This window comes from Pantoea sp. B9002, assembly GCF_013385945.1.
GTDB lineage: Bacteria > Pseudomonadota > Gammaproteobacteria > Enterobacterales > Enterobacteriaceae > Pantoea.
Map to the genome: position 1 here is coordinate 18,894 of NZ_JACAPA010000023.1, position 23,584 is coordinate 42,477.

The following is a 23,584-nucleotide window of genomic DNA, read 5'->3' on the forward strand; positions in this document are numbered from 1 at the left end:
TAAGCTATAAGAGCACTCTCGGAATGATCTTAAGATCACCAGCTCATACGACGTAGCAGTGCTTTGCCTTTCATTTGATGTTTTACTACCGCCAGCACATGGCCGATGACTAATAATCCCAGCGTGGCACATGAGAAGATATGAACGCGGTTGAAAACACGCGTAATCGATTCATTTTCAATCGGTTGTGGTAGAGAGAACCAATCAAATACGTTGATAGGGCGATCCATCATCAATACGCCACTGAGCATCACGATGGTCATATTCAGATAGAGTAAAGCATGCCCGATGGCGGATAATTTCTCTTCGCGTGAGGAGAGCAGATGATCATTGGGTTTACCGTGACGGAATGCAAACCACAATCTCATCACGAAGAAAGGAATAAATAGCGTAGTCAATGAAACATTGACGAAGCCCACCCAGGCTTTATGTTCAAAGGCGGGTTCAAAGAGCGCGACCATAAACCCGGAGAGAGTACCCCAGATAATAATTACGGCGGATAGCCAATGCAGAAATACCTGCGCGGCGGAGTATTTTGATTTCATGATTATTTGCCTGGTAAATAAAAATGGCTGAGGGAAATCTCCCTCAGCCTAAAAGGTCAACAGACCGAATGAGGATTAACGCATAAAGAATTGCATTCGCGGATTAAAATAATTTTTTGCAGGCGTTAAGAATATGAGAGCGCTCTCAAAAAGAACGTTCTGAGATCATCGGGTGAAAGGAAAAATAATAACTATTAAGTGTTATGACTGCTGCTTAAACAGCTGAATCGCTTCCTGCACGTTGCTGGTATTCAGTGACATCACGCGGTCGTTATTCAGGAACACATCGTAGTGACCGGCGTTATAGCGGAAAACATACAGATCGCCACGATAGCGCAATCCTTTGGTTTTCACCCCAATATGGTGGCGGCGCAGCGCTGCCTGAGAAAGTCTGTCAGTAGCCGTACTCATCGCATTATCCTCCAGACGTTATAAGACATATCCTGACTTAGTATAGGGTCAAAACCTTAGTTTAACCTTAAGAAATGTGCTGTTTAACGATGATAAACCGGCAAATTTGTCCCTTCCTCTACCAATCCTCAACGTGTCAGAAAAAGCCGACTTAGTACCATCCCCATTTAATGTTGCGTTAAGTTAACCCGCGTATTTTGGAATAAATGGCCGTTAAATAGTGCTTAATTCCAAGGTAACGTTATGAATTTTTTACCATTCTCACGTCCCTCGTTGGGCGAGGAAGAGTTAGCCGCCGTTAAATCGGTGTTTGAGTCGGGGTGGATCACCACCGGCCCGAAAAATGCCGAACTGGAAGAGGCTTTTTGCCAGCTCACGGGTAATCAGCATGCGATTGCCGTCAGCTCTGCCACGGCGGGCATGCACGTCACGCTGCTGGCGCTGGGCATCCAGCCCGGCGATGAAGTGATCACGCCATCGCTGACCTGGGTTTCCACCATCAACATCATCACGCTGCTCGGTGCGACGCCAGTGATGATCGATATCGATCGCGACACCTTAATGGTCACGCCCGAGCTGATTGAAGCGGCGATCACGCCGCGTACGCGCGCCATCATTCCGGTGCATTACGCCGGCGCACCCGCCGATGTGGATGCCATCCGCGCCATCGGTGAGCGTCATGGCATTCCGGTAATTGAAGATGCGGCGCACGCCGCAGGCTGCTACTACCAAGGCAAGCACGTTGGTGCGCAGGGCACGGCGATCTTCTCGTTCCACGCCATTAAGAACATGACCTGCGCCGAAGGTGGCTTGATAGTTACCGATGATGCAGCGCTGGCCGACCGCATGCGCAGCCTGAAATTCCACGGACTCGGCGTCGATGCCTACGATCGCCACACGCACGGCCGCAAGCCGCAGGCCGAAGTGACCATGCCGGGCTTCAAATACAACCTGCCGGATATCAGCGCTGCCATTGCGTTGGTGCAGCTGAAAAAGCTGCCTGCTATCAATGAACGCCGCGCGGCGATTGCGCAACGCTATCTCACTGAACTGGCGGATACGCCGTTTCTGCCGCTGGCGCAGCCAAAATGGGCGCATCAGCACGCATGGCATCTGTTCATTATTCGCGTTGATGAGGCGCAATGCGGCATTACCCGCGATGCCTTGATGGAAACACTGAAAGCGCAGGATATCGGCACCGGGCTGCATTTCCGTGCCGCGCACACCCACAAATATTACCGCGAACGCTATCCGCAACTCTCGTTGCCGCACACCGAATGGAATAGCGATCGTATCTGCTCAATCCCGTTGTTCCCTGATATGCGCGATGAAGATGTCACGCGCGTGATTAGCGCATTACGTCATATCGCTGGAGTTTGACATGCTGGAAGAAAAAGCCATTCGCAAAGTCTCCGTGGTGATCCCGGTCTACAACGAAGAGGAGAGCCTGCCGGAACTGGTGCGTCGAACCGATGCGGCCTGCGCAGGATTAAACTTGGCGTACGAGATTCTGCTGGTCGATGACGGCAGCAGCGATCGCTCGGGCGAGATGATTGCTGATGCCGCCGATATGCCGGGCAGCCATGTGGTTGGCGTGTTGCTGAACCGTAATTACGGCCAGCACTCAGCGATCATGGCGGGCTTTAGCCACGTCAGCGGCGATTTAATCATCACGCTGGATGCCGACCTGCAAAACCCGCCGGAAGAGATCCCCAATCTGGTGAAAGCCGCGCAGCAGGGTTACGACGTGGTGGGCACCGTACGTCAAAACCGTCAGGACAGCTGGTTCCGCCGCCGCGCCTCACGCACCATCAATCACCTGATTCAGCGCGTCACCGGCAAAGCAATGGGCGATTACGGCTGCATGCTGCGCGCCTATCGCCGCCATATCGTCGATGCGATGCTGAACTGCCACGAACGCAGCACCTTTATCCCGATCCTCGCTAACACCTTTGCGCGCCGCACCATTGAGCTGCCGGTGGCGCACGCCGAGCGTGAGTTTGGCGATTCGAAATACAGCTTTATGCGGCTGATTAACCTGATGTATGACCTGGTGACTTGCCTGACCACCACGCCGCTGCGTCTGTTGAGTATCGTCGGCAGCCTGATTGCGCTGGCCGGTTTTGCCTTCTCGCTGATTCTGATTGTGCTGCGTCTGTTCCTCGGTGCGGCCTGGGCCGGTGACGGCGTGTTCCTGCTGTTCGCGGTGCTGTTTATCTTTGTCGGCGCGCAGTTTATCGGCATGGGATTACTCGGCGAATACATCGGCCGTATTTACAACGACGTACGCGCCCGTCCGCGCTACTTCATCCAACGTGTGATTCACCCACAGCAAAACGCCTCATCTGTACAGGAAATTGAGCAATGAAAACTGTCGTCTTCGCCTACGCCGAAATGGGCTGTGCGGGTATTTCTGCACTTCTGAACGCTGGCTATGAAATCAGCGCTATTTTCACCCACTCAGACACTGGAACTGAGAGCCACTTTTTCGACTCCGTTGCGCGTTTAGCCGCTGAGCAGGGCATTCCGGTGTATGCGCCGGAGGATGTGAATCATCCGCTGTGGGTCGATCGCATTAAAACTATGGCGCCGGATTACATCTTCTCCTTCTATTACCGCGCTTTGTTGAACGACAGCATTCTCAGCAGTGCGCGTTTGGGTGCCTTTAACCTGCACGGTTCGCTGCTGCCTAAATACCGTGGCCGCGCGCCGCTCAATTGGGTGCTGGTCAATGGCGAAACCGAAACCGGCGTAACGCTGCACCGCATGGTTAAGCGCGCCGATGCCGGTGACATCGTGGCGCAACAGCGCGTGGCGATTGACGAGCAGGACAACGCGTTAACGCTGCATCGCAAGCTGGTTGCCTGTGCAACGCAGGTGCTGGAAGGCGCATTACCGGCGGTGAAACGCGGCGATATTGTTACCACGCCACAAAATGAGTGCGAAGCCACGGTTGTGGGTCGTCGCACGCCAGAAGATGGCCGCATTAAATGGGAACAACCGGCGCAGACGGTCAACAATCTGGTGCGCGCGGTGACTTATCCGTGGCCCGGTGCGTTCGCCTTTGCTGGCACAGTGAAATTCGTGGTGTGGAAAAGTCGCGTGCACAGCACTGAATATCAGGCCAAACCGGGCACCGTGCTCTCCGTTGAGCCATTCCTGATCGCCTGCGGTGAAGGCGCGCTGGAAGTGGTGACTGGTCAAAGCGATAACGGCGTGTTTATGAACGGCAGCCAGCTGGCGCAAAACCTCGGCATGGTGAAGGGCGCTTTGCTCTATTCACAGCCGGTGGCGGCGGTGAAACGTCGCACCCGCGTGCTGATCCTCGGCGTCAACGGTTTTATCGGTAACCACCTCACCGAACGTCTGCTGCAGGATGATAACTTCGAAGTGTACGGTTTAGACATCGGTTCTGACGCCATCAGCCGTTTCCTCGATCAGCCTCGCTTCCACTTTGTCGAAGGCGACATCAGCATTCACTCAGAATGGATCGAGTATCACATTAAGAAGTGCGACGTGGTGCTGCCGCTGGTCGCCATCGCCACGCCGATTGAGTACACCCGCAATCCGCTGCGCGTGTTTGAACTCGATTTTGAAGAGAACCTCAAAATCATTCGTGACTGCGTGAAGTACAAAAAGCGCATCATTTTCCCATCGACTTCCGAAGTGTACGGCATGTGTACCGATCAGCATTTCGATGAGGATCACTCCAATCTGGTGGTGGGGCCGATCAATAAACAGCGCTGGATCTACTCGGTGTCTAAGCAGCTGCTGGACCGCGTGATTTGGGCTTACGGTGAGAAAGAAGGACTGCGCTTTACGCTGTTCCGTCCGTTTAACTGGATGGGACCGCGCCTTGATAACCTCAACGCCGCGCGTATCGGCAGCTCTCGTGCTATCACGCAGCTGATCCTAAATCTGGTGGAAGGTTCACCGATTAAGCTGATTGATGGCGGCGCCCAGAAGCGCTGCTTCACCGATATTCGCGACGGCATTGAAGCGCTGTTCCGCATCATCGAGAACAAGCAGAACAACTGCGATGGCCAGATCGTCAACATCGGTAACCCGGAAAACGAAGCCAGCATCAAGGAGCTGGCCGAGCGTCTGCTGGCGAGTTTTGAACGTCACCCGCTGCGCAGCAACTTCCCGCCGTTTGCCGGTTTCCGTGAAGTGGAAAGCAGCAGCTATTACGGCAAAGGTTATCAGGACGTGGAACACCGCAAGCCGTCGATCAAAAACGCGCGACGTCTGCTGGACTGGACGCCCACCGTCGAGATGGATACCACCATCGATAACACGCTGGACTTCTTCCTGCGCACCGTTGAGCTGCAGGATAAGCCATGAAAAAAGTGGGTTTGCGTGTCGATGTTGATACCTGGCGCGGCACCCAATTCGGCGTTCCGGCGTTACTGGAGCAATTCAGTTTGCATCAGCTGCAGGCCAGTTTTTTCTTCAGCGTTGGGCCGGACAATATGGGGCGTCACTTGTGGCGCCTGTTAAAACCGCGCTTCCTGTGGAAAATGCTGCGTTCGCGCGCAGCATCACTCTACGGCTGGGATATCTTGCTGGCAGGCACCGCCTGGCCGGGACGTGAGATTGGTCGCGGTCTGGAAGAGATCATCAGCGCCACCGCCGATCATCACGAAGTTGGTTTGCATGCGTGGGATCACTTTGCCTGGCAAACCTGGGCGGGCGTGTGGCCGCAAGAGAAGCTGATTGAGCAGATTGCGCGCGGTAAACAGGCGCTGGAAGCGATCATCGGTGACAATGTCACATGCTCAGCGGTGGCAGGCTGGCGCGCCGATGGCCGCGTGGTGGCTGCCAAGCAGCAATTTGGTTTCAGCTACAACAGCGACTGTCGCGGCAGCGGTCCTTTTCTGCCAATCCTCAGTGACGGCAGCCTCGGTACAGTACAAATCCCGGTTACCTTGCCGACCTGGGATGAAGTGGTTGGGCAATCCGTTAGCGCGGAAGGTTTTAACGATTTCATCCTCGAGCAGATCCATGCCGCAAGCGGTTCGCCGGTTTACACCATTCATGCCGAAGTAGAAGGGATTGTCGGGCTTGAGGCGTTCGCCGATCTGCTGAGGCGTGCTGAGCAGCAAGGCATTCAGTTTTGTCCACTCAGCGCCTTGTTACCCGACGATCTCACTACGCTGCCACATGGCAACATCGTGCGCGGGCATATTCCCGGGCGTGAAGGCTGGCTAGGCTGCCAGCGCTAATTTTTACAGGAACCACGGATGCGTACAGGCACTAAAACCGCGTTACTCATCGCGCTCTTCGCGCTGTTTTACCTGATCCCGATTGAGTTCCGCGCCTTGTGGCAGCCGGACGAAACCCGCTATGCCGAAATCAGCCGGGAAATGCTGTTCAGCGGCAATTGGGTAGTGCCGCACTTCTTCGATTTGCGCTACTTCGAGAAACCAATAGCCGGTTATTGGGTCAATAACCTCGGCCAGTTGCTGTTTGGTCACACTAACTTTGGCGTGCGCGCCGGATCGATTTTCAGCACCACGCTGAGTGCGATATTGGTGTATTGGCTCGGCACGCAGATGTTCGCCAGCCGTAAAATCGCGCTGAGCGGCAGCATTATTTTTCTCACCTCGTTGCTGGTGTACGGCGTCGGCACGTACGCGGTGCTCGATCCGATCCTGATGCTGTGGCTGGTCGCCGCGATGTGCACTTACTGGCTGGCGTCGCAGGCCAGCAGCACGCGGCAACGATTGATCGGATATGTTTTGCTGGGTGCGGCCTGCGCGATGGGCTTTATGACCAAAGGTTTTCTCGCGCTGGCGGTGCCGGTGTTGGCGATTCTGCCGTGGGCCATCTGGCAACGTCGCTTTGGTGAATTGCTGCGTTGGGGACCGCTGACGATGTTGGTCGCTGCGCTGCTCAGCTCGCCGTGGGCGCTGGCCATCAATCAACAGGAAGGGGATTTCTGGTACTACTTCTTCTGGGTCGAGCATATTCAGCGTTTCGCCGAGTCGGACGCGCAGCACAAAGCGCCATTCTGGTATTACATTCCGGTGCTGCTGGCGGGCTGTTTGCCGTGGCTGGCGCTGCTGCCGGGATCGCTGATTGGCGCGTGGCGTCAGCGCAGCCAGCAAGCCGGGCCGATCTATTTATTGAGCTGGGTGCTGCTGCCGCTGCTGTTTTTCAGCATCGCTAAAGGCAAACTGCCGACCTATATTTTGCCGTGTTTCGCACCGCTGGCGCTGCTGATGGCGCATTACGCACACCGCGGTTCGGCGCAGGTGATTAAAGCGCTGAAGGTGAATGGCTGGATCAATCTGCTGTTCGGTTTGATCATCACCATTGTGGTTTTAGTGGTGCTGGCACCGTGGGGCGTTGCGCATCGTCCGGTTTATAGCGGCGATGAATGGCTTGGCGTGCTCTGCGCGGCGCTCTCCTTTATTGGATGGGGCATGATGGGCTGGTTGAGCCGCAAGCCGGAGAAGGGTCGCTGGCAGTTAGCCGCGCTCTGTCCGCTGGCGCTGGCGTTACTGGTGGGATTTGCCATTCCTGACAAGGTGCGCGATTCCAAGCAGCCACAAAGTTTTGTTAGCGCGGTACACGATCAGCTGGCGGATAGTCGTTACTTGCTGGCCAACAATCCGGGCGTGGCATCGGCGGTGGCCTGGGAATTGCAGCGCAGCGACATCAATTTCTACGATGCCAAAGGTGAATTGCAATATGGCCTGAGCTATCCGGATGCACAGTCACACTATATTGATGCGGATAACTTTGCCGACTGGCTGCGCGTGCATCGTCGTCTTGGCAAGGTTTCACTGGTGTTGATGATGAATTCCAGCGATAGCACGCCGGATAAAAACCTGCCGGAACCGGATGATGTCTATCGTCAGGGCCGCCTGGTTTACTACGGCTACGATGCTAAACCATGAATCTGCTGCTGATTTTACTGGTTAGCGTGCTGAGCTGTGCCGCCCAGCTGTGTCAGAAGCAGGCGGCCCATCTCGGCATCAAAAAGGGGATTTTCTGGCTAGCGCTCAGCATCCTGCTGTTGGGCATCGGCATGCTGCTGTGGCTGGCGGTGCTGCGCGTGGTGCCGGTAAGCGTGGCGTATCCGATGTTGAGTCTCAACTTTGTGTTGGTTGCCATCGCCGCGCGGCTGATCTGGCGCGAAACCTACAGCGTGCAGCAGTGGATCGGTACGTTGGCGATTGTGGCTGGCGTGGCGCTGATGGGAAGTCATCTATGAAAGGCGTGATGCTGGCGCTGTGCAGCGTGTTGCTGGTTTCGCTGGCGCAGCTGGTGCTGCGATTGGCGATGCTGGATTTCCCGCCGTTAAGCGAATTGCTCACTGTGCAGCACTGGAAAGCGCTGCTGCTGTTGGCTGTAGGTCTCGGATCATATGCGCTGTCGATGCTGTGCTGGATGCTAGCGCTGCGCCAGCTGCCGCTTAACCGGCTCTATCCGCTGCTCAGTTTGAGTTATGTATTGGTGTGGCTGGCCGCGATTTCCTTGCCGATGCTGGGCGAAACCTTCCGCTGGAGCAGCTTTGCCGGCGTGGTGCTGATTGTGTTTGGCTTGCTGCTGGTTTCGCTGCCGCGCCGCAGGTGAAGGTGTTTATTTATGCACATACCGTAGCGGCGCAATTCATTGCGCAATAAATTGCGCCGCTACAGTATTTGCGCTCGAAGATGCCTTTCCCCTAAATCCGCCAGCGACGCCGCGCCTAACATACCTAAATCGCGGCTCACCTCGCTGGTAATCAAATCAATGGCTAAATTGACGCCCGCTAAACCGCCCACCGCACAAGCATAATTAAACGGCCGCCCGACAAAACAGGCTTGCGCGCCCAGCGCGATGGCTTTGATGGCGTCGGTGCCGCGGCGAATCCCGCTATCAAACATCACCGTCATTTCACCGGCCGCTTCGACGATTTCTGGCAACACATACAACGGTGGGATCACTGTATCCAGCTGTCGCCCGCCGTGATTGGACACCACAATGCCGTCGATGCCAATGGCTTTACAGCGCAGCGCATCGTTGCGGCTGAGAATGCCTTTAATCACCATCGCGCCGGGCCAGCGCGCGCGGATATGCTCGATATGCTGCCAGGTTAAGTGGCTGCGGCCGCTGAAATCCCGCACCGCGTTTTTCGAAAACAGTGGCGCGCCACGTTGCGCATTATTGTTCTCAAAATAGGGCATGCCGCTTTTCAGCAGTGTTTTAAATAAAGTTCCAGTTAACCAGCGCGGATGCGTGATGCCTTGCCACGCCAGACGCAGGCTGGGACGGAACGGCGTGGCGAATCCGGCGCGCACATTGTTTTCCCGATTGGCTTTAACCGGCGTATCCACGGTGATCACCAGCACCGGGATGGCGGCACGCTTTACGCGATCGATCAGCGCATCAATCTCCTCCAGCGTTTTCGGCAGATACGCCTGGAACCACATATCAGGATTCACCTGCGCCACATCTTCCAGCCGCGTCAGCGAGGAGCCGCTCATGATAAACGGCACCTTCTTCTCCGTCGCCGCGCGGGCCAGCGTGCAATCGCCGTCAAACCCAGTTAACGCCGAGATGCCCATCGGCGCGATGCCAACCGGCGCCGCGTAGCGCTGCCCAAACAGCTCAACCCCAATGCTGCGCTGCGACACATCCACCATGGTTTCCGGGATCAGGTTGTAGCGCGCGAAGGACGCCAGCGTGTTGCGCAGGGCGATATTGTCCTCGACGCCGCCAGAGACATAGGCGAACAGCGGATGCGGCAGATAACGTTGGGCGTACTTCTCGAAGTCGTTCAGGGATAGGCAACGCGACTGCATATTGCGCATGAAGGTGATGATCCAGTTGGCGAGTCGGCAGGGGAAAACCAAAGGAATCAATGCTATTGCACTGGCGGGATTTCGCAAATCCATAATCTGGCAATGTTAATGCGCGATTTGCATAAAGGCGGCCGCCACAAATGGTCGCTATTTTCGTAGGGTCGCCATTTATGGCGACCTTCTATTTATATTCTTCAAAACCCGCCCCAAATAAACACATCCCCCCGTGATGTAAATCCATCAAAATAAAAATCCCAAAATGCTTGAAATCACATTTCGGAAAACAAATTCTAAATAAAAATTAACATGAAATAAAAACACCGTTAGCGTGAACGCTCTGTTTTGTTCTGCCGTATTTCCTTAATTGTTTTTCACCAGGAGGTATTATGGAAAGAGAACTTTATATATCCACCAACACCGCTTCCGGCCCCAATAGCACCACGCGCACCGAGCCATTTGTTAAAATTATTGCGCTGGTCGCCACGCTGGGTGGATTGCTGTTCGGCTACGATACCGGCGTGGTATCGGGCGCTTTACTCTTTATGCGTGACGATCTGCAACTCACGCCTTTTACCACCGGATTAGTCACCAGTTCACTGCTGTTTGGCGCTGCTTTTGGCGCGCTGCTCGCTGGTCATTTCGCGGATGCGCTGGGACGCCGCAAGATCATCATTTCTCTGGCCTTTATTTTTGCCCTTGGCGCCATCGGTTCGGCCTTCGCGCCGGATGTCATCTCAATGATCGCTTCACGTCTGTTCCTCGGTATCGCCGTCGGTGGCGCAGCGGCCACGGTGCCGGTGTATATCGCGGAAATCGCCCCGGCCAACAAGCGCGGTCAACTGGTCACCTTGCAGGAGCTGATGATTGTTTCAGGTCAGCTGCTGGCGTACGTTTCCAACGCCACTTTCAACGAAATCTGGGGCGGAGAACACACGTGGCGCTGGATGATCGCCATCTCAACTGTGCCAGCGGTATTGCTGTGGTTTGGCATGATTTTTATGCCGGAAAGCCCGCGCTGGCACGTGATGCGCGGTAATAGCCAGGAAGCACGCAAAGTACTGGAGAAAACCCGCGCGGCCGATGACGTTGAATGGGAGCTGGAAGAGATTGAAGAAACCATTGAAGAGAACCGGCAACAGGGCAATGGCCGCCTGCGCGATTTGCGTACCCCGTGGCTGCGCAAAGTGTTCCTGCTTGGTATCGGCATCGCGGCGATTCAGCAGCTGACCGGCGTCAACACCATCATGTATTACGCGCCGACCATGCTGACGGCAACCGGCTTGAGCAACGATGCCGCGCTGTTCGCCACCATCGCTAACGGCGTGATTTCGGTGCTGATGACGCTGGTCGGAATCTGGATGATCGGCAAAATCGGCCGTCGTCCGCTGGTGCTGGTTGGTCAGATGGGCTGCACCGCGTGCCTGTTCTTTATCGCCGCGGTGTGCTTCTTCATGCCGGAATATCATCAGGCGGGCGACGTCAATCTGCTGCGCGCCTATCTGGTGCTGGCGGGCATGCTGATGTTCCTGTGCTTCCAGCAAGGCGCGCTGTCGCCGGTCACCTGGCTGTTACTTTCCGAGATCTTTCCAGCACGCATGCGCGGTATTTGCATGGGCGGCGCGGTGTTTGCGCTGTGGATGGCCAACTTCGCCATTTCGATGGCGTTTCCGCTACTGCTGGCGGCATTTGGTCTGGCCGGAGCCTTCTTAACCTTTGCCGTGATTGGTATTGGCGGATCAATGTTCGTGTTGCGCACCATCCCGGAAACCAAAGGGCGTAGCCTGGAGCAGGTCGAGCACTATTTCCATGAGTTGTATAAATGATGTTGCGTTGATGTAAATCAATCAAAGTTCCGGCAGAGCAGCAAAACAACATCGCTTACTATCGCAAGATATCGACGCGCCATAACAAAACAGAAGCTAATAAATATTACTCTTTCAGGATAGAACACACCATGACCTACAAAATAAGCCATGACCGACTCTGCGTTAATCGTAAAATCGCGCCTAACCTTAGCCTCGATCGTTTTTTCTCGCTGGTTGAAAATCTTGGGTTAAATAAAGTCGAAATTCGCAATGATATGAAAAGTGGTAGCGTGACCGATAATTTAACTGGCGAAGAAGTTCGCCATCTCGCAACTCAGCATGCTTTCACCATCGAAACTATTAATGCGGTTTATCCGTTTAACCAATTAAGCGATGACGTGCTGGAGAAAACGCGCGATTTATTAAAAGACGCGCGTGCAACCGGTGCGAAAGCGTTAGTCCTTTGCCCATTGAATGACGGCACCGTTATTTCCCAGCAGCAAACCGTTGATGCGTTAAAAACCCTGGCGCCGCTGTTTGCCGAATATGGCATTGCCGGTCTGGTGGAGCCGCTCGGTTTCCCGCAAAGCTCGCTGCGTTCTGCCGCGCTGGCACAACAGTTGATCAAACAAGCCGGTGCGCCGTTCAAAATCGTGCTGGATACCTTTCACCATCATTTGTACGAAGGCGCTGAACAAGATTTTGCCGGCGGCGTCGACGTCAACAATATCGGGCTGGTGCATCTGTCCGGCGTAACCGACGCGCGTCCAACGCATCAGTTAACCGACGAAGAGCGCATCATGCTGAGCGCCGACGATCTGCTGAAATCGAAACAGCAAGTGCAGCGTCTGGAAGAGATGGGCTATCGCGGCATTTACGCTTTCGAACCGTTTTCCTCCGTGATGGATAACTGGAGCGAAGAACAAATTGCTCATGAAATCCAATCCAGCATTGCTTACCTGAATAACTAAGGAACACTTCCATGACGCTCAATATCGGTGTAATTGGCACGGGCGCGATCGGTCGCGAACACATTCGTCGTTGTAGCCAGGTGCTGCAACATTCGCGCGTGGTGGCGCTGAATGACATCAACCGCAGTAATTGCGAGCAGATCATCAACGATCTCGGCATTCAGGCGGAGATTTACGACAACGCACATGACCTGATTAACGCGCCAGAGGTGCAGGCGATTCTGGTCACCTCGTGGGGCCCAACCCATGAAGAGTTTGTGCTGGCAGCAATTAAAGCCGGCAAAGCGGTGTTCTGCGAAAAGCCGCTGGCGGTTACCGCGCAGGGTTGCATGAACATCGTGGAATCGGAAATCGCTGCCGGTAAGAAGCTGGTGCAGGTGGGCTTTATGCGTCCTTACGACGCGGGCTACCGCGCGCTGAAAGCGGTGATTGAGAACGGTGACATCGGCGAACCGCTGATGCTGCACTGCGCGCATCGCAACCCCGAAGTGGGCGATTCCTACACCACCGATATGGCGATCACCGATACGCTGATTCATGAGCTCGATGTGCTGCGCTGGTTGCTGAAAGATGATTACGTCAGCGCCCAAGTGATCTACCCGCGCTCAACCAGTAAAGCGGCTTCGCATCTGAAAGATCCGCAAATCGTGCTGCTGGAAACCGCCAAAGGCGTGCGCATCGATGTTGAAATCTTCGTTAACTGCGCTTACGGCTACGATATTCAGTGTGAAGTGGTCGGCGAAAGCGGGATTGCGCGACTGCCTGAACCGATGTCGGTACAGACGCGCAGCGCAGCCAAACTCTCCACCCGTATTCTTACCGACTGGAAAAAGCGTTTCATCGATGCCTATGACGTGGAGCTGCAGGACTTCATCAATAACGTGTTATCGGGTGAGATGACCGGCCCATCTGCGTGGGATGGCTACGCTGCGGCGGTTGCTGCCGATGCCTGCGTTGCCGCGCAAAACTCTGGTGACATCGTGCCGGTCAGCATGCCGGCGAAACCTGCGTTCTATGACTAAGTTCTTTTCCCTTCCTTAAACGCGCGTCTTGATGGCGTAATGCTCGTCAGTTAAGCGTCTTTCGGTCACCATAAATGGCGACCCTACAAAGGATTGGCGCTTTTTTCGTAGGGTGCGCATTAATGCGCACCTGCATTATGGCGCGCGTTTTGTCTCGTTTCAAACTCTCTTCTCAGCGTTTTCCCGTGTATCATCGCCGCCTTTAAGTGGTTTTGTAGGGAATAAGTGATGACGGAGATGACATTCTCCCGCCGCCAGCCTTCCGTATGGTGGGGCGCGATGATTATTTGCGGCACCGTGGTGGGGGCAGGGATGTTTACGCTGCCGGTGGTGATGGCGGGCGCGTGGTTTGGCTGGGCGATGGTGTTACTGCTGATCAGCTGGGGCGGTATGTTGCTGTCTGGCTTGTTGTTTATGCGTGTCAGTTTGAACTATCCCGCTGGTGCGGGCTACGACACCTTAACCAAAGATTTGCTCGGACGCGGCTGGGCAACGCTCAATGGGCTGAGCATCTTTTTTGTCCTCGGCATTCTGACGTACGCCTACATTTCGGCCAGCGGCCCGGTGTATCAGCACTCAATCAGTCAGTTGGGATTACCGATCTCAACCGCAGAAGCCAAAGTGTTGCTAACGCTGTGCGTCGCCGCCGTTGTTTGGCTCGGTACGACGGGCGTTAGTCGCTTGATGACCTTCTGCGTGCTGGCGAAAATTCTGCTGTTGATCGTGCTGTTTGGCGGCCTTCTGACGCAAGTGAACGTGCCGTCGTTACTCAGTGGGCCCGCTGCCGGTGAACGTTACTGGCCTTATGCACTCGGTGTGCTGCCGTTTTGTCTCGCTTCGTTTGGTTACCACGGCAACATCACCGGTCTGGTGAGCTATTACGGCGGCAATAAGCAGAACATCACGCGTGCTTTGGTGTTGGGAACGCTGCTGTCGCTGGCGTTGTATCTGTTTTGGCTGACCAGCACCATGGGAAATCTACCGCGCGACGGGTTTCCTGAGATTGTGAAGCAGGGCGGCGACATCGCTGCGCTGATGGCGGCGCTGCGTGCGCATCTGCACGTCAATGCGCTGGCGCTGATGATGTCGATCTTCTCGCATTTCGCCGTGATTGCCTCATTCCTTGGCGTCACCGCCGGTCTGTTTGATTTCATCGCCGATCGCCTGGGATACGGGAATTCACCCGGCGCACGCCTAAAAACCGCCAGCCTGACTTTCCTGCCGCCATTAATTGCCTCGATTTGCTGGCCGAATGGCTTTGTCGCCGCGATTGGTTTTGCCGGACTGTTTGCCACCTTGTGGGCGGTGATCATCCCCGCGCTGCTAGCGTGGAAATCTCAGCAACGTTGTTCGCTGGCGGTGGTTTTGCTGTTGGTGTTTGGCGCGATGAATATTCTTGCCTGGCTGTTGAGCTGGTTTGAGGTGCTACCGGAATTTGGTGGCCGTTAGAGTGATAAGAAGACAACGTCAGCACGACGTTGTCTTAAATTTAATGCGCAGAACCGGCTAATACGTTAAGTGCATGCAAGAAGAAGTCGCGCCGACCAAAATTCCCCGATTTAAGCGCCAGCGCCAGCGGCCGCTCGCCCTGAGCAAACAGAGCGGGCACACCAGGATCGATTTCGCGTCCAACCTGCAGCGAACCTAAATTCAGCGCGCTAACCACGGCCCCCGAGGTTTCTCCGCCGCCAACCACTAAACGCTCAATGCCCGCTTCAAGCACCAACTTGCGTGCCGTATCGCCAAATAGCCGATCAAGTCGCTGCGAGATGTTGTGTTGCCCAAACTGCTGCTGTGCTTGCTTCACCGTTACCGGATCGCCTGAGGAATAGATCAGCGGGCAACGGTCCTGATGGGTGAGGATGAAATCCACGAGATCGTCAGCATCAATACGTTCCGCCATCACATCCTCAATCCCAATGGCCAGCACCGCATGCTGTTTTTGGTGTTCCTCTATTTGTCCACGCGTCGCACCTGAACAGCTGCCAACTAAAATGGCGCTGGAACCTTCAATGGCAGGAAACTCACTGTTGTTACCTTGCGCTTCACCAGCGCTAATAAAATTGTGCGGCAGGGCCAGCGCGATGCCCGATCCACCACTGATCAACTTCTCACCCGCAGCAGCGATGCCGATCAGCGTTAAATCGTGATCGCTGATGGCATCCACCACCACCAATTGCGGCTCCTCGTCTGCGCGGGCTTGCAGAATCTCGCGCAATGCATCACTGCCTTGCACCACTTGCTGCCAGCTAATGTGGCTGACGCGCGTTTTGGCCTGACGCGCCAGCAAACGGCGGATATCCGCATCCTTCATTGGCGTCACAGGATGATGTTCCATGCCAGATTCATTCAGCGGACGGTCGTGCACAAACAAATTGCCCTGATAAAGCGTACGGCCCATCGCGGGAAAGGCCGGGCAGACAATCACATTGCGCGCCGCTAATCGCTGAGCCAGCGCGTCGAGTACCGGACCAATATTGCCGGCATCGGTCGAGTCGAAGGTCGAGCAATACTTAAACACGATCTGCGCACAACCTTGCTGCAACAGCCATTCACAGGCAGCCAGCGATTGTTGAACGGCTTCCTCGGCCGGCAATGAGCGTGATTTCAAAGCAATAACGCCAGCCTCCACCGCTTCGCCGGCCGGCTGGTGCGGTACGCCAAGATATTGTGTCGTGCGCAAACCGCCTTCGCCCACCAATCCTTTCGACAGCGTGACGGCGATATCGCTGGCACCGGTAAAATCATCGGCGATGACCCCAATCAGCATGATGAACCTCCAATCGCTAACTGAATTTTTTTCACCGCGGCATGCGGTGCCGTTAACACCGGAATCGAGACTTTCTCACGCACGGCATCGGCGGCGCGTGAGGTGGAGAAGTGCGCCAGCATAATTACATCGCAGTGACTCAACTGCGGCGCGAACTCTGCGACCAGACGATTGTGGCTGGCGACATCGCCTTTACGTAGCAGGTCGATGGCATTCGGAACCAGCACGGTTTCCAGCGTCGCAGATGAGCCAATTTGTGCGGCATAGTGCTCAAACTCATCGCACATCGTCACTAATGACGGACCAAAGGTCGCCAGCATGCCGATGCGTTCGCCTTGCTGCAGTGCAGCCTCGAACATCGCTTCATTCGGTTTCAGCACCGGCACCGGCAACGCCGCAGAGAGTTCATCAATCGCCGGGCCAAAAGCTGAGCAGGTCACCAGAATACCTTGCGCATTCATCGCATAGCCGTAGCGACCAAAAGCAACAAAGCGATCAATCAACTGGCGCGAAAGCTGTTCCTCTTTAGCGCGATCCAGCGTCAAACCATCATCCAGCAAATTCACCACTTCAGCCTCTGGCCAAAGATCGTTAAAGGCTTCCTGAATAGGGGACATCGCCACCGGCGTGGCATGCAGTAAAACTATGCGTTGGCTCATCATTTTCTCCGACACCAGCGATACATAAGTGAATTACAGCACACCATACCTGAGGCAAAATGAAAATGTAAGGGCTTACATTTGTCTTCATAAGGTGATGCTCGTCACACAAAAAAACTGCGTATCTGTCAGGATAGAAATGAATGCATTCGTCGGAATGTCTATTTTGAAATCGCTTACTTTTAGCTAACCCTGAGAACGCACTATGACCATTCGTGGAGAAACCACCGCTATTAACGTTAACGTGACACCCGAAGCGCAGGTGCGACCTGCGAATACGGTGCCACGCCATTTTCGTGATTTGCTGGCGCTGGAAGATTTTGAACGCCATGCGCGTAAGCGGTTGCCGAATATGATTTATCAGTATGTGAAAGGCGGCGTGGAAACCGGCAGAGGACTTGCTGCCGCGCATGAGGCTTATCAGCAATACGTCTTTGTGCCGCGTATGTTCCGTGATGTTTCGGGCCGGGATCAGCGGGTGAACTTGTTGGGCCATGATTGGGCGCATCCCTTCGGTGTGGCTCCGCTTGGCGGCGCGTCGTTTGTTAGCTACCGCGCTGACTTAATGCTGGCGAAAGCCGCACGGGCCATGAATGTGCCGATGATCCTGAGCGCCTCGTCGCTGATTCCGCTGGAGGAGGTGATCGCCGCGAATCCGGACGCCTGGTTTCAGGCCTATCTGGCGGGCGATCAACCGCGCATCGATCGATTAGTCGATCGCGTTGAACACGCAGGCTATAAGACGCTGGTGGTGACCGGTGATACGCCGATGCTGGGTAATCGTGAACACAACACCCGCAGCGGCTTCAGCATGCCGATAAAAATCACGCCGAAAGTGATGTGGCAAAGCGCCATGAGTCCGCGCTGGCTGCTGGGCACGGTGGCGCAAACCTTCCTGCGTCATGGTGCGCCGCACTTCGAAAATACCGATGCTGAACGCGGCCCGCCGATGATGTCGAGCAAAGTGCGTAACACCAATGCACGCGACAAACTGAGCTGGAAGCACGTTGAAGCGATCCGTAAAAAATGGAAAGGCAATCTGGTGATTAAAGGGCTGATGTCGCCGGATGATGCCTTCATCGCGCGTGATCTTGGCGCCGATGCGGTGATTCTCTCCAACCACGGCGGCCGTCAGCTGGATCACACGGTGCCACCGCTGCATACGCTCGCTGAAATCGCGGCGGCGAAGGGCAATATGAAGGTAATTATTGATAGCGGCATCCGTCGCGGCACCGATGTGATGAAAGCGATGGCGCTGGGCGCGGACTTCGTATTTCTGGGTCGTCCATTCCTGTATGGCGCGGTGATTGGCGCTCAGGCGGGCGTTGAACATGCCATGCATATCCTGCGGGATGAAATCGATCGTGATTTAGCGCTGATTGGCGTGACACGGCCTGAGCAACTTAATGCTGCGCTGCTGCGTCGAGCTCCCTTTTTCGCACGCGAGGATTAATCATGGCGTTAACGATTTATAGCGCGCTCGCACTGAGCGCGCCGTTTAACACGCTGGTTGCCCAATGGCAGTCGCAACATCCCGATATACCGCTGGCGATACGCTGGCATCCCAGCACCATCATCGAAAAAGAGCTCAACGCCGGCGCCGAAGCGGATGTAGTGATCGCCACGGTTGAGACGCTGGACCGCCTGACACAATCGGGTACGCGCATCGAACTGGTCGATTCTCCCATCGGAATTGCGGTGCGGGCGGGCTCTGCGCAGCCTGATATCAGCAATCGTGAAACGTTGATTCAGACTTTGTTAGCTGCGCGTTCGGTGGCCTGGTCAGAAGCCGGAGCCAGCGGTGTCTGGTTCTCGCAATTGTTGAAACAACTCAACATTGATGCGGAACTGCGCGCGCGTGGCACGGTAATTCCTGCTGGTTTCACCGCCGAGCAACTGGTGCAGGGCAACGCTGACCTGGCAGTACAGCAGATCAGCGAACTGTTGATGGTGGAAGGCATTGATGTTGTTGGACCGCTGCCTGCGGGTACACAGCAGGCGATTTCGCTCTCGGCTGCGGTGTTAAGCCGCGCCCAACAACCGGAGCAGGCGCAGGCATTTCTGAGCTGGCTGAAAACGCCGTCAGTTACTGAGGTGTTCAACCGTTTCGGCATGGACAGGCGCGATTAGCGTTCCTGACGGGGCACCGAGCCGCTGCTGCCCCGAACAATCAACTCGGTGCTTATCTGCGTCTGCGTTTGCGCAGGTAAGTTATTCAGCGTGTTCAATAAATAATGCGCCGCGTGTTCACCAATCGACGCTAAATCCACGCGCATGGTGGTCAGCGGATGCTCCAGATGCTCGGCGTATTCATAGTCGTTGAAGCCTACGATGGAGATATCATTCGGAATGCGCAGATAACGCTCGCTCGCCGCGCGCATGGCACCAAACGCCAGCAGATCGTTCCCGCAGATGATGGCGGTGGGCGGCTGCGGCGCATCGAGTAAACGAAACACCGCTCTGCGCGCATCATTCATGGTGAAGGCGTTATCAATTAAATGCGTATCCGGCAGCGTCAATCCATACTGCTGCAGGGCGCGGCGCGTACCGTTCAGACGTTCTGAAATACGATCGTTCGAGGGCGGCGTGCCGACAATCACCGCAAAACGCTGATGCCCCAATCCCAGCAAATGCTGCGCCAGGGTTTCAGCCGCACCCTCGCTGTCATAACCGACACATGGTCTTTCGCTGTCCTGCGAAAAGGTCTGTACGCAGGCGATATCCTGCTGAATGATGCGCTCCCACAGCTTTGGATGATGGGTATTGCCCACCAGCATTAAACCGTCGATACCGTACTCAATCAGCTTATTGACTTCTTTCAGCTCGGTTTCCGGATCAAAGTTGGAGTTGGCCAATAGCAGCGTGTAGCCGGCTTCATGAATCAGTTGCTGAAACGCCGCCAGCGGACGCGAAAAGGTTTCTGTCGCCAGCGTGGGGACCACCGCGCCAATTGTCATGCTGCGCCGTGAGGCGAGGGTGCGCGCGGCGCGGTTAATCACATATCCCAACTCTTCGCAGGCCTTTTCCACCGCTTCACGGCGTGACGCTTTGACCGTGGTGCTGCCGTTCAATACGCGTGAAACCGTCGCCGTTGAAACGCCAGAGAGACGCGCAACATCATCCAGTGATACGCGGCCAGATCCATTTTGCTTCTCACTCATCAAGTCACTCCTGCAGAAAGAGTGAGCTTGCCCACAAAAATTGCAGACAACTCACAATCAATTTTGAAAGCGCTTACTTTTGGCTTGACTGAACTTTGTAATCGCTTACTTTTGACATCATGTTATCAGTTTGGGTGTGCCTGCTCACGTTTTTTTAACAGGTTCGCGAACTGTCACCCCCAAATTTAACCCCAACGCGGGCTGCAGCCGCCCAAGGCCGCATAACCTCGTTAACCCTATATAAATCATAAAGGAATTCACCATGCGCAGATATCCACGAATTCGCTGGCTGATGATCGTGTTCTGCTTTTTCGCCATCGCAATCAATTACATCGATCGTATCAACCTCGCGATCGCCGCACCGCACATCAAAGCAGATTTAGGCCTCGATGACACCAGCATGGGACTGATTTTGGGCGCCTTCTTCTGGACCTATGCGCTGATGCAAATTCCGGCCGGACGGTTACTCGATCGTCTTGGTGCCCGTGCCGGACTCGCCATCGCCGTCGGCTGGTGGTCGTTGTTTACGGTGTTTACCTCATTTGGTAAAGGATTCACTTCTCTTTTTGCGGCGCGCTTAGCATTAGGTCTGGGCGAAGCAGGGGGAAATCCGGGCTGTGTCAAAGTGGTTTACAGCTGGTTCCCAAAAAAACAGCGTGCAACGGCCAGCGGGATCTTTGATGCCGGTCCGCGTGCTGGCAGTGCGCTGGCGCTGCCGCTGGTTGCCTGGCTGATCAGCGTGTGGGATTGGGAAACGTCGTTCATCGTGACTGGCGCATTGGGCCTGATTTGGGTGGTGATCTGGTTAGTCTTCTATCGTGAGCCTGAAGAGATGAAAGGCCTCGATGAAACTGAGCGCCAAAATCTGCTGGAAGATCGTGCTCTGCCCACCACGCAGGCCGACGCCAAAGTTGAACTGTGGTCACTGTTCCGCCATCGCAACGTGTGGGGAATGATGATTGGTTTCTTCTGCATGAACTTCGCTACCTATTTCTTTGTGACCTGGTTCCCAACTTATCTGACTGTGGCACATGGTTTCTCGTTGAAAGAGTTAGGGACGCTGGGTGCGATCCCTGCGCTGATGGGGATTCCGGGAAGCCTGCTTGGCGGGATTGTGTCAGATACCCTGTATCGCAAAGGATTTAGCCTGACGGCGGCGCGTAAAACTTGTCTTATCAGCGGCATGTTGCTCTCCAGCGTGATTGCTTTCGCCGCATTCACCGACAGCATTACGGTGATCTTGACGTTGTTCTCCATCACTTACGCCGGTTTAGCCTTCACCGCCGCCAACATCTGGACGCTGCCGGCCGATGTTGCGCCTGCTAGCAATTATGTGGCCACGCTGGGCGGTATCCAGAACTTTGCTGGCAACCTGGCCGGGATTGTTACGGCTTCCTTCACCGGCCTGATGCTGAGCCTCAGCCACGGCTCATTTGTAGTGCCGTTGCTGGTCGCGGGCGGCATCTGCGTGCTGGGTGCGCTGACCTTTATGTTTGTGCTCGGCAAATTGGAGCCATTACCGATCAGCCCCAAATCTGATGCCAACGTCATTGCCACCGCCAATCAATAACAGGAGAAACCGCATGCAAAACGAACAGGTCTTGCGAGAAGAGATTTGCCAGGTAGGAGCCGATCTGTTTAACCGCGGCTATACCACCGGCACCGCGGGAAACATCAGCGCTCGGCTGGAAGATGGCTGGCTGATTACGCCAACCGATGCTTGTCTGGGACATCTGGAGCCCGGCCGGATTGCCAAGGTTAATCGCGCCGGTGAATGGGTTTCAGGCGACAAGCCATCGAAGACATTGCTGTTGCATCGTCAGATTTATGATCGCAACCCGGAGGCGCACGGCGTGGTGCACACCCATTCCACGCATCTGGTGCAACTGACGTTAGCGGGCGTGTGGCAGCGCGACAGCATTTTGCCGCCGCTGACGCCGTATCAGGTGATGAAAGTCGGGCGGATTCCGTTAATCGGCTATCGCCGCCCTGGCCATGCCGATGTGGCTGCGCAGGTGGCTGAGCTGGCCAATGACGTGCGAGGCGTGATGCTGGAGAGACTTGGCCCGGTGATGTGGGGGAAATCCGTTTCAGCGGTGAGCTTTGCCCTTGAAGAGCTGGAAGAAACCGCGCGCCTTTGGCTGAACTGCGTGGATAAGCCCGCCGCGCTGCCAGAACAAGCCGTATTGGAGCTGTGCGAACACTTTAATACGCGCTGGTAATACCCGCATTGTTCCCTACAAAAACGAGATCCAAGATGAAAAAGACGGTAATAGCCGCAGGCATGATGCTTTTTGCATCAACGGTATTGGCGCAGGAGAAATCCTTTGTCTACGTATCCAACGGCGACAGCGGAACGGTGACGGCCTACGAGCTGCAAAAGGCGCAGCGCCAGCTGAAACCGATTGGCGAATACCCCAGCGGCCTGAAAAGTATGCCGATGGTGGTATCGCAGGATAACAAGACACTTTATGTCTCCGTTCGCAGTAAGCCTTACCATGTTTCGGCCTGGCATATTCAACCTGACGGCTCGCTGCAGCATTTTGCGGATACGCCGCTGCCAGAGGCGATGGCGTATGTCGCGCTGGATAAGAGCGGGAAATTCCTGCTTTCATCTTCCTACGGCGGCGATCTGTTTAGCATCAATCGCATTGCCGCGGATGGCAAAGTTGAGAGTGCGCCGGTGCAGGTGGTGCATACCGGAAAGCGTGCACATTCCATTCAGACCGATCCCAGCAACCAGTTTCTCTTTGTGCCGCTGCTGGGTGCCGATCAACTGCTGCAGTACCGTTTCGATAGCCACAGCGGAACCGTTACGGCGAACACGCCAGCTTTTGTGAATATTCAACGCGAGGCGGCAACCGGACCGCGTCATTTCACCTTTGCACCGCAACGGGATGAGAAGGGTGAGCAGAATCTCTATGTGCTGACCGAAATGGCCGGCAACATCTCCCGCCTGACTTTGAACAAAGATGGCACCTTGACGGAACATGAAGCGACACCGTCACTCGATCCGGCCATTGCCGCCAACATGCAGCGTGGCGAAGCGCGACCACTGACCGGCGATGATGATTTGCCAAAATCCGCCAAACCGCGTTTATGGCAAGCCGATATTCATATCACGCCGAATGGACGTTTCCTTTATTCCACTGAACGCACCAGCAGTCATATTACTGCATTTCATGTTTCACCGAGCGATGGTCGATTGACGTTGATTAATAGCACGCCAACAGAAGCTCAGCCGCGTGGATTTGCTATTGATAATTCCGGGCGCTATTTAATTGAATCGGGTCAGAAGTCGACACAAATTTCGCTCTATTCCATAGATCAAACCACTGGCAAACTGACATTAATTGAGCGCGTCCCCACCGGCAAGGGCGCAAATTGGGTCACACTCGTTGAGTAAATTTCTGCTCTACTTAATTCATTCGTAAGAAAAGGAGTG

At 55.1% G+C, this 23,584-nt stretch carries 22 protein-coding genes; 16 read left to right on the forward strand and 6 right to left on the reverse strand.

Features of this window, described 5'->3' with window-relative positions:
• Positions 1-35: 35 nt before the first annotated feature.
• Both HX773_RS13640 and HX773_RS13645 read right to left on the reverse strand, forming a co-directional pair.
• Complete coding sequence (locus HX773_RS13640) at positions 36-545, reverse strand: cytochrome b (protein ID WP_176971956.1); 510 nt, start codon at positions 543-545, stop codon at positions 36-38.
• Positions 546-746: 201 nt separating this feature from the next.
• On the reverse strand, positions 747-956 hold the full coding sequence (locus HX773_RS13645) for a hypothetical protein (RefSeq protein ID WP_176971957.1): 210 nt from the start codon (positions 954-956) through the stop codon (positions 747-749).
• 243 nt (positions 957-1,199) lie between these two features.
• On the opposite strand from HX773_RS13645, the gene arnB reads away from it, so the two are divergent.
• Genes arnB through arnF form a run of 7 tightly spaced genes read left to right on the forward strand, consistent with a single transcriptional unit; the run spans position 1,200 to position 8,540 of the window.
• Positions 1,200-2,336 (forward strand): UDP-4-amino-4-deoxy-L-arabinose aminotransferase, encoded by a 1,137-nt coding sequence (gene arnB, locus HX773_RS13650; protein ID WP_176971958.1) that lies wholly within the window; start codon positions 1,200-1,202, stop codon positions 2,334-2,336.
• Between the two features lies 1 nt (position 2,337).
• Complete coding sequence (gene arnC, locus HX773_RS13655; protein ID WP_176971959.1) at positions 2,338-3,324, forward strand: undecaprenyl-phosphate 4-deoxy-4-formamido-L-arabinose transferase; 987 nt, start codon at positions 2,338-2,340, stop codon at positions 3,322-3,324.
• On the forward strand, positions 3,321-5,300 hold the full coding sequence (arnA, locus tag HX773_RS13660) for a bifunctional UDP-4-amino-4-deoxy-L-arabinose formyltransferase/UDP-glucuronic acid oxidase ArnA (protein ID WP_176971960.1): 1,980 nt from the start codon (positions 3,321-3,323) through the stop codon (positions 5,298-5,300). The genes arnC and arnA overlap by 4 nt, the downstream gene beginning before the upstream one ends.
• The gene (gene arnD, locus HX773_RS13665) at positions 5,297-6,181 is read left to right on the forward strand and encodes a 4-deoxy-4-formamido-L-arabinose-phosphoundecaprenol deformylase (protein ID WP_176971961.1); all 885 of its coding nucleotides are present in this window, start codon (positions 5,297-5,299) and stop codon (positions 6,179-6,181) included. Before arnA ends, arnD begins: the two co-directional genes overlap by 4 nt.
• Positions 6,182-6,199: 18 nt before the next feature.
• A complete protein-coding gene (gene arnT / locus HX773_RS13670) occupies positions 6,200-7,861 on the forward strand; it encodes a lipid IV(A) 4-amino-4-deoxy-L-arabinosyltransferase (RefSeq protein WP_176971962.1) in 1,662 nt (553 codons plus the stop codon).
• The gene (gene arnE / locus HX773_RS13675) at positions 7,858-8,178 is read left to right on the forward strand and encodes a 4-amino-4-deoxy-L-arabinose-phosphoundecaprenol flippase subunit ArnE (RefSeq protein ID WP_176971963.1); all 321 of its coding nucleotides are present in this window, start codon (positions 7,858-7,860) and stop codon (positions 8,176-8,178) included. Before arnT ends, arnE begins: the two co-directional genes overlap by 4 nt.
• Positions 8,175-8,540, forward strand: coding sequence for a 4-amino-4-deoxy-L-arabinose-phosphoundecaprenol flippase subunit ArnF (arnF, locus tag HX773_RS13680; protein ID WP_176971964.1), 366 nt, complete (start codon positions 8,175-8,177; stop codon positions 8,538-8,540). The genes arnE and arnF overlap by 4 nt, the downstream gene beginning before the upstream one ends.
• A 59-nt stretch (positions 8,541-8,599) precedes the next feature.
• Here the strand turns inward: arnF and HX773_RS13685 are convergent, their stop codons facing one another.
• Complete coding sequence (locus HX773_RS13685; RefSeq protein ID WP_176971965.1) at positions 8,600-9,760, reverse strand: alpha-hydroxy acid oxidase; 1,161 nt, start codon at positions 9,758-9,760, stop codon at positions 8,600-8,602.
• A 377-nt stretch (positions 9,761-10,137) separates the two neighbouring features.
• Between HX773_RS13685 and HX773_RS13690 the strand changes: the two genes are divergently transcribed.
• From HX773_RS13690 to HX773_RS13705, 4 genes are all read left to right on the forward strand, one after another.
• Positions 10,138-11,574 carry a sugar porter family MFS transporter gene (locus tag HX773_RS13690; protein ID WP_176971966.1) on the forward strand — a complete coding sequence of 479 codons (1,437 nt, stop codon included), beginning with the start codon at positions 10,138-10,140 and terminating at the stop codon, positions 11,572-11,574.
• A gap of 131 nt (positions 11,575-11,705) precedes the next feature.
• Positions 11,706-12,527, forward strand: coding sequence for a TIM barrel protein (locus HX773_RS13695; RefSeq protein WP_176971967.1), 822 nt, complete (start codon positions 11,706-11,708; stop codon positions 12,525-12,527).
• A gap of 11 nt (positions 12,528-12,538) precedes the next feature.
• Entirely contained in the window at positions 12,539-13,549 is a 1,011-nt protein-coding gene (locus HX773_RS13700; RefSeq protein WP_176971968.1) for a Gfo/Idh/MocA family protein, read from the forward strand.
• Between the two features lie 228 nt (positions 13,550-13,777).
• Positions 13,778-14,998, forward strand: a complete 1,221-nt coding sequence (locus HX773_RS13705; RefSeq protein WP_176971969.1) for an aromatic amino acid transporter — start codon at positions 13,778-13,780, stop codon at positions 14,996-14,998.
• 40 nt (positions 14,999-15,038) lie between these two features.
• Here the strand turns inward: HX773_RS13705 and otnK are convergent, their stop codons facing one another.
• Entirely contained in the window at positions 15,039-16,319 is a 1,281-nt protein-coding gene (gene otnK, locus HX773_RS13710; RefSeq protein WP_176971970.1) for a 3-oxo-tetronate kinase, read from the reverse strand.
• A complete protein-coding gene (locus HX773_RS13715) occupies positions 16,313-16,978 on the reverse strand; it encodes an aspartate/glutamate racemase family protein (protein WP_176971971.1) in 666 nt (221 codons plus the stop codon). Before HX773_RS13715 ends, otnK begins: the two co-directional genes overlap by 7 nt.
• A 205-nt stretch (positions 16,979-17,183) precedes the next feature.
• On the opposite strand from HX773_RS13715, the gene HX773_RS13720 reads away from it, so the two are divergent.
• On the forward strand, positions 17,184-18,431 hold the full coding sequence (locus tag HX773_RS13720; RefSeq protein WP_008106273.1) for an alpha-hydroxy acid oxidase: 1,248 nt from the start codon (positions 17,184-17,186) through the stop codon (positions 18,429-18,431).
• A gap of 2 nt (positions 18,432-18,433) precedes the next feature.
• Positions 18,434-19,108, forward strand: coding sequence for a substrate-binding domain-containing protein (locus HX773_RS13725; protein ID WP_176971972.1), 675 nt, complete (start codon positions 18,434-18,436; stop codon positions 19,106-19,108).
• Here the strand turns inward: HX773_RS13725 and HX773_RS13730 are convergent.
• Entirely contained in the window at positions 19,105-20,139 is a 1,035-nt protein-coding gene (locus tag HX773_RS13730) for a LacI family DNA-binding transcriptional regulator (protein ID WP_176971973.1), read from the reverse strand. The two genes, HX773_RS13725 and HX773_RS13730, sit on opposite strands and share 4 nt — an antisense overlap.
• Before the next feature lie 262 nt (positions 20,140-20,401).
• Between HX773_RS13730 and HX773_RS13735 the strand changes: the two genes are divergently transcribed.
• Genes HX773_RS13735 through HX773_RS13745 form a run of 3 tightly spaced genes read left to right on the forward strand, consistent with a single transcriptional unit; the run spans position 20,402 to position 23,545 of the window.
• Positions 20,402-21,709 carry an MFS transporter gene (locus HX773_RS13735; protein ID WP_061719470.1) on the forward strand — a complete coding sequence of 436 codons (1,308 nt, stop codon included), beginning with the start codon at positions 20,402-20,404 and terminating at the stop codon, positions 21,707-21,709.
• Between the two features lie 13 nt (positions 21,710-21,722).
• Positions 21,723-22,361 (forward strand): aldolase, encoded by a 639-nt coding sequence (locus HX773_RS13740; protein ID WP_176971974.1) that lies wholly within the window; start codon positions 21,723-21,725, stop codon positions 22,359-22,361.
• Positions 22,362-22,396: 35 nt separating this feature from the next.
• Positions 22,397-23,545, forward strand: a complete 1,149-nt coding sequence (locus HX773_RS13745; RefSeq protein ID WP_176971975.1) for a beta-propeller fold lactonase family protein — start codon at positions 22,397-22,399, stop codon at positions 23,543-23,545.
• The last annotated feature ends 39 nt before the right edge of the window (positions 23,546-23,584 follow it).

Bases quoted from the DNA above. Each gene is read 5' to 3' on its own strand.
- HX773_RS13640 (WP_176971956.1), bottom strand. From the start codon at position 545: ATGAAATCAAAATACTCCGCCGCGCAGGTATTTCTGCATTGGCTATCC.
- HX773_RS13645 (WP_176971957.1), bottom strand. From the start codon at position 956: ATGAGTACGGCTACTGACAGACTTTCTCAGGCAGCGCTGCGCCGCCAC.
- arnB (WP_176971958.1), top strand. From the start codon at position 1,200: ATGAATTTTTTACCATTCTCACGTCCCTCGTTGGGCGAGGAAGAGTTA.
- arnC (WP_176971959.1), top strand. From the start codon at position 2,338: ATGCTGGAAGAAAAAGCCATTCGCAAAGTCTCCGTGGTGATCCCGGTC.
- arnA (WP_176971960.1), top strand. From the start codon at position 3,321: ATGAAAACTGTCGTCTTCGCCTACGCCGAAATGGGCTGTGCGGGTATT.
- arnD (WP_176971961.1), top strand. From the start codon at position 5,297: ATGAAAAAAGTGGGTTTGCGTGTCGATGTTGATACCTGGCGCGGCACC.
- arnT (WP_176971962.1), top strand. From the start codon at position 6,200: ATGCGTACAGGCACTAAAACCGCGTTACTCATCGCGCTCTTCGCGCTG.
- arnE (WP_176971963.1), top strand. From the start codon at position 7,858: ATGAATCTGCTGCTGATTTTACTGGTTAGCGTGCTGAGCTGTGCCGCC.
- arnF (WP_176971964.1), top strand. From the start codon at position 8,175: ATGAAAGGCGTGATGCTGGCGCTGTGCAGCGTGTTGCTGGTTTCGCTG.
- HX773_RS13685 (WP_176971965.1), bottom strand. From the start codon at position 9,760: ATGCGCAATATGCAGTCGCGTTGCCTATCCCTGAACGACTTCGAGAAG.
- HX773_RS13690 (WP_176971966.1), top strand. From the start codon at position 10,138: ATGGAAAGAGAACTTTATATATCCACCAACACCGCTTCCGGCCCCAAT.
- HX773_RS13695 (WP_176971967.1), top strand. From the start codon at position 11,706: ATGACCTACAAAATAAGCCATGACCGACTCTGCGTTAATCGTAAAATC.
- HX773_RS13700 (WP_176971968.1), top strand. From the start codon at position 12,539: ATGACGCTCAATATCGGTGTAATTGGCACGGGCGCGATCGGTCGCGAA.
- HX773_RS13705 (WP_176971969.1), top strand. From the start codon at position 13,778: ATGACGGAGATGACATTCTCCCGCCGCCAGCCTTCCGTATGGTGGGGC.
- otnK (WP_176971970.1), bottom strand. From the start codon at position 16,319: ATGCTGATTGGGGTCATCGCCGATGATTTTACCGGTGCCAGCGATATC.
- HX773_RS13715 (WP_176971971.1), bottom strand. From the start codon at position 16,978: ATGAGCCAACGCATAGTTTTACTGCATGCCACGCCGGTGGCGATGTCC.
- HX773_RS13720 (WP_008106273.1), top strand. From the start codon at position 17,184: ATGACCATTCGTGGAGAAACCACCGCTATTAACGTTAACGTGACACCC.
- HX773_RS13725 (WP_176971972.1), top strand. From the start codon at position 18,434: ATGGCGTTAACGATTTATAGCGCGCTCGCACTGAGCGCGCCGTTTAAC.
- HX773_RS13730 (WP_176971973.1), bottom strand. From the start codon at position 20,139: ATGAGTGAGAAGCAAAATGGATCTGGCCGCGTATCACTGGATGATGTT.
- HX773_RS13735 (WP_061719470.1), top strand. From the start codon at position 20,402: ATGCGCAGATATCCACGAATTCGCTGGCTGATGATCGTGTTCTGCTTT.
- HX773_RS13740 (WP_176971974.1), top strand. From the start codon at position 21,723: ATGCAAAACGAACAGGTCTTGCGAGAAGAGATTTGCCAGGTAGGAGCC.
- HX773_RS13745 (WP_176971975.1), top strand. From the start codon at position 22,397: ATGAAAAAGACGGTAATAGCCGCAGGCATGATGCTTTTTGCATCAACG.